Origin of the sequence: Kitasatospora sp. NPDC007106, assembly GCF_040634455.1 — a bacterium.
In the GTDB taxonomy this organism is placed as follows: Bacteria; Actinomycetota; Actinomycetes; order Streptomycetales; family Streptomycetaceae; genus Kitasatospora; species Kitasatospora arboriphila.
The window spans coordinates 1-4,707 of sequence record NZ_JBEYFP010000467.1; the positions used below are offsets into that span (position 1 = coordinate 1).

5 protein-coding genes are annotated in these 4,707 nt (G+C 72.6%); 3 read left to right on the plus strand and 2 right to left on the minus strand.

What is annotated here, in order from left to right; translation table 11 throughout:
- The first annotated feature begins 305 nt into the window (after nucleotides 1-305).
- From ABZ641_RS26200 to ABZ641_RS26210, 3 genes are read left to right on the plus strand one after another with little or no spacing between them, the layout of a single operon-like run.
- Nucleotides 306-977: a DUF4097 family beta strand repeat-containing protein gene (locus tag ABZ641_RS26200; protein ID WP_359985476.1), complete on the plus strand. Its 672-nt coding sequence runs from the start codon at nucleotides 306-308 to the stop codon at nucleotides 975-977.
- 14 nt (nucleotides 978-991) lie between these two features.
- Nucleotides 992-1,948 carry an ATP-binding cassette domain-containing protein gene (locus ABZ641_RS26205; RefSeq protein ID WP_359985478.1) on the plus strand — a complete coding sequence of 319 codons (957 nt, stop codon included), beginning with the start codon at nucleotides 992-994 and terminating at the stop codon, nucleotides 1,946-1,948.
- Nucleotides 1,945-2,748: an ABC transporter permease gene (locus ABZ641_RS26210; RefSeq protein ID WP_344628111.1), complete on the plus strand. Its 804-nt coding sequence runs from the start codon at nucleotides 1,945-1,947 to the stop codon at nucleotides 2,746-2,748. The genes ABZ641_RS26205 and ABZ641_RS26210 overlap by 4 nt, the downstream gene beginning before the upstream one ends.
- A gap of 113 nt (nucleotides 2,749-2,861) precedes the next feature.
- Here the strand turns inward: ABZ641_RS26210 and ABZ641_RS26215 are convergent, their stop codons facing one another.
- Nucleotides 2,862-3,731, minus strand: a complete 870-nt coding sequence (locus ABZ641_RS26215; protein ID WP_344628112.1) for an ABC transporter permease — start codon at nucleotides 3,729-3,731, stop codon at nucleotides 2,862-2,864.
- On the minus strand, nucleotides 3,728-4,707 hold a 980-nt coding region (locus tag ABZ641_RS26220), incomplete at its 5' end, for an ATP-binding cassette domain-containing protein (protein ID WP_359985482.1). The genes ABZ641_RS26220 and ABZ641_RS26215, both read right to left, overlap by 4 nt.

The window sequence follows — 4,707 nt, forward strand, 5'->3', positions numbered from 1 at the left end:
CACGCTGGTTCTTTTCGAGGAGGAAGGAGAAGGAAGCACGCCGCGGAGCCGCCCGCATCCGCGACCCTAGTGCAGCCCCGCCCGGGCCCGCCAGCGATTTACCGCCCGCGCCGCGCATAGCGTTCACTTCCCATCCATTGCAACGAATGTCGACTGCGCTCATTGCATTCAACCTGCAACCGTTGCAATGATTTCCCGTCATCAACCTGCAGTGACGCCATTTCTTCGCAACAAGCTTGTTGCCACATCCATGAACGCAACGTAGCGTTTCCGGCATCAGAAACAACAAGCCGAAGGAACGCACGATGCAGAAGTTCGACACCCCCGCCCCGATCGCCGTCGTCCTCGACATCCCCGCGGGCCGCCTCCGGGTGGTCGCGGCCGACCGGGCCGACACCGTCGTCGAGGTGCTGCCCGCGGACGCCGCCAAGGGCCGCGACGTGAAGGCGGCCGAGCTGATCGAGGTCGCCCACCGCGACGGGGTGCTGCGGGTCGGGGCCCCCGCGGCGAGGAACCGGATCCTCGGCAACTCCGGCACCGTCTCGGTGACCGTCCACCTGCCCGCCGGCTCCCGCGTCGAGGCGACGGGCGCCGCCGCCGGGTTCCACGGCACCGGGCGGCTCGGCGAGGTCGCCGTCGAGATCGCGCAGGGCTCGGTCGAGCTCGACGAGGCGTCCGCCGCCCGCCTCACCCTGCAGTCCGGCGACGTCACCGTCGGCCGCCTCACCGGCCCCGCAGAGATCAGCACCCAGCAGGGCGACCTCCGGATCACCGAGGCCGTCCGCGGCGCCCTCGTGCTGCGCACCGGCTCCGGCGCGATCGAGGTCGGCGTCGCCTGCGGCGTCTCCGCCTCGCTGGACGCCGGCACCGCCTTCGGCCGGATCGCCAACTCCCTGAAGAACACCGACGGCGCCGAGGCCGCCGTGACCATCCGCGCGACCACCGCCGCCGGCGACATCACCGCCCGCAGCCTGTAAGGAGGAACACCGCCATGACCGACCTGGCCATTGCAGCCGACGGGCTGCGCAAGTCCTACGGCGACAAGACCGTCCTCGACGGCATCGACCTGCACATCCCCACCGGCACCGTCTTCGCCCTGCTCGGCCCGAACGGCGCCGGCAAGACCACCGCCGTCAAGATCCTCTCCACCCTCGTCACCGCCGACGGCGGCACCGCCCGGGTGGCCGGCCACGACCTCGCCGCCGACCCGCAGTCCGTCCGCGCCGCCATCGGCGTCACCGGCCAGTTCTCCGCCGTCGACGGCCTGATCACCGGTGAGGAGAACATGCTCCTCATGGCCGACCTGCACCACCTCCCCCGACGGGAGGGACGACGCGTCGCCGCCGAACTGCTGGAGCGCTTCGACCTCGCCGACGCCGCGAAGAAGCCCGCCTCCACCTACTCCGGCGGCATGAAACGCCGCCTCGACATCGCCATGACCCTGGTCGGCACGCCGAGCATCATCTTCCTCGACGAGCCCACCACCGGCCTCGACCCGCGCTCCCGCCAGAACATGTGGCAGATCGTCCGCGAACTCGTCACCGGCGGCACCACCGTCTTCCTCACCACCCAGTACCTGGAGGAGGCCGACGAACTCGCCGACCGCATCGCCGTGCTGAACGACGGCCGGATCGTCGCCCACGGCACCGCCGAGGAACTGAAGCAGCTCGTCCCCGGCGGACACGTCCGGCTCCGCTTCACCGACCCCGCCGACTACCGCAACGCCGCCACCGCCCTGCCCGGAGCCGCCCACCACGACGACGCGCTGACGCTGCAGATCCCCAGCGACGGCAGCCAGCGCGACCTGCGCACCGTCCTCGACCGGCTGGACGCGGCCGGCATCGAGGCCGACGAACTCACCGTGCACACCCCCGACCTCGACGACGTCTTCTTCGCCCTCACCGGCGGCACCACCGTCCCCCACCAGTCCCAGGAGTCGGTCCGATGACCACTGCACAGGCCCCCGCCCGCCCGTCCCGGGCCGCCCTCGCCGTCCGCGACTCGGCCACCATGCTGCGCCGCAACCTCCTGCACGCCCGGCGCTACCCCTCGCTCACGCTGAACCTGCTGCTGACCCCGGTCATGCTGCTGCTGCTCTTCGTCTACATCTTCGGCAACACCATGAGCGGCGGTGCGGGCCGCGACGCCTACATCGCCTACATCGTCCCGGGCATCCTGCTGATGACCATCGGCTCGACCACCATCGGCACCGCCGTCTCCGTCTCCAACGACATGGCCGAGGGCATCATCGCCCGCTTCCGCACCATGGCCATCCACCGTCCCTCGGTCATCGTCGGCCACGTCGTCGGCAGCGTCCTGCAGTCCGTCGTCAGCGTCCTGTTGGTCGGCGCCGTCGGCCTCGCCATCGGCTTCCGCCCCACCCACGCCACCGTGCTGGAGGGGCTCGCCGCCCTCGGCCTGCTCGTCCTCTTCTCCACCGCCCTCACCTGGATCGCCGTCGGGATGGGCCTGGTGAGCCCGAACGCCGAGGCGGCCTCCAACAACGCCATGCCGCTGATCCTGTTGCCGCTGCTGTCCAGCGCCTTCGTCCCGCTGCACTCCATGCCGGGCTGGTTCCAGCCGGTCGCCGAGTACCAGCCCTTCACCCCCGCCATCGAGACGCTGCGGGGCCTGCTGCTCGGCACCGAGGTCGGCAACAACGGGTGGCTCGCCGTCGCCTGGTGCCTCGGCCTCAGCGTCCTCGGCCACCTCTGGTCGACCTCGACCTTCAACCGCGACCCGAAGTAGCCGGGAGCACCCGCGTGGAGCCCGCGCAGCGCATGCGGAAGGGGCGGCGCACACCGACACACGGTCGGAGTGCGCCGCCCCCGGCCGCGTGCGGATCCGGGCCGGGCGGTGCGTCAGGAGACCACGTCCTTGCGGGCGAAGCCGCGGAAGGCGAGCGCGAGCAGGACGATCGCGTAGGAGACGGAGAGCGAGACGCCCTGGATCATCCCGCCCCATTCGAGGTGGGGTTGGAGGGCGTCGGCCCAGGCGTACTGCCAGTGGGCGGGCAGCCACTCGCGGAGGTCGCCGAGGGCGGTGACGGCGTCCAGGACGCCGGTGATGATGGAGAGGAAGACGGCGCCGCCGACCGCGCCGAGCGGCGCGTCGGTGGCGGTGGAGAGCCAGAACGCCAGCGCCGCGATGACGAGTTCGGCGAGGATCACGTAGCAGACGGCGAGGCCGAGCCGGGGCAGCGCGGTGGCGGCGGGCAGGCTGGTGCCGGTGGGCAGCTTCAGGTCGCCCCAGCCGTAGGCGGCGGTGCCGACGGCGAGGCCGACCAGCGGCAGCAGCACGATCGCGGCGGCGGAGAAGGCCAGCCCGACGGTGAACTTGCGGGCCAGCAGCCGGGCCCGGGGCACCGGCGCGGCCAGCAGGTAGCGCAGCGAGGACCAGCCGGCCTCCGAGGCCACGGTGTCGCCGCAGAACAGCGCGACCGGGATGACCAGCAGGAAGCCGGTGCCCATGAAGAGCAGGGTGGCGGCGAAGTTCGGCCCGGAGGAGGTGGCGAGTTCGATGAAGGTGGTGCGGTCCGGCCGGTCGGGCGTGCCGCCGATCTGGAAGGCCGCGAGGATGACGAACGGCAGCGCGGCGAGCAGCCCGCCGATCACCAGGGTGCGGCGGCGGCGGAGTTGGCGCACCGCCTCGACGCGCAGCGGCAGGGTGCGGCGGGCCGAGTAGCCGGCCGCCGCCTGCTCCGCGGCAGGAGCGGGTGCGGTGCTGCTCATGCCGGGCCTCCGATCAGGGACAGGAAGGCGTCCTCCAGGCGGCGCTGCGGGCCGACGCCCGTCACGGGCACCTCCAGGCGGACGAGTTCGACGACCAGCCGTGCGGCGCCGCCGCCGTCGTCGAGGCGGACGAGCAGGCCGCCGTCGGCCGGCTCCGCCGAGACGACGCCGTCGAGCGCGGCGAGCTTGTCGGCGGCCGCGGCGAGCTCCTCGGAGCCGTACCCGGGCGCGGTGGAGACGAGCAGTTGCTCGCCGCCGCCGACGATCTCGGCGACGGCCCCGGCGGTGACCAGGCGGCCGCGGTCCATGACGACGAGGTGGGTACAGCTCTGCTCGACCTCGGACAGCAGGTGGCTGGAGACGATGACGGTGCGGCCGCCGGCGGCGTACCGGATCATCACCTCGCGCATCTCGCGGATCTGCGGCGGGTCGAGGCCGTTGGTCGGCTCGTCGAGGATCAGCAGGTCGGGCATGCCGAGCATGGCCTGAGCGATGGCGAGGCGCTGCCGCATGCCCTGGGAGTAGGTGCGGACGGCGCGGTCGAGGGCCTCGCCGAGGTCGGCGATGGCGAGCGCCTCCTCCAGGTGGGCGTCCTCGGCGGGGCGGCCGGTGGCCTGCCAGTACAGCTCCAGGTTGGCGCGGCCGGTGAGGTGCGGCAGGAAGCCCGCGCCCTCGACGAAGGCGCCGACCCGCGACAGCACGGGCGCACCGGCCCGCACCGCGTGCCCGAAGATCCGGATCTCGCCCTCGTCGGGGCGGATCAGCCCCATCAGCATGCGCAGGGTGGTGGTCTTGCCGGCGCCGTTCGGGCCGAGCAGACCGAGCACCTGGCCCTGTTCGGCGCGGAAGGACAGCTCGCGCACCGCGTACCGGTCGGCAGCGCCCTTGTAGCGCTTGCTGAGGCCGGTGATCTGCAGCGGGACGCCGGCGAGCGCCGGGTCGGCGGGCAGCTGCGGGCGGCGCCGGCGGCGCAGCA

Coding starts and splice junctions, on each gene's coding strand:
- ABZ641_RS26215 (WP_344628112.1), bottom strand. CDS start 3,731: ATGAGCAGCACCGCACCCGCTCCTGCCGCGGAGCAGGCGGCGGCCGGC.
- ABZ641_RS26205 (WP_359985478.1), top strand. CDS start 992: ATGACCGACCTGGCCATTGCAGCCGACGGGCTGCGCAAGTCCTACGGC.
- ABZ641_RS26200 (WP_359985476.1), top strand. CDS start 306: ATGCAGAAGTTCGACACCCCCGCCCCGATCGCCGTCGTCCTCGACATC.
- ABZ641_RS26210 (WP_344628111.1), top strand. CDS start 1,945: ATGACCACTGCACAGGCCCCCGCCCGCCCGTCCCGGGCCGCCCTCGCC.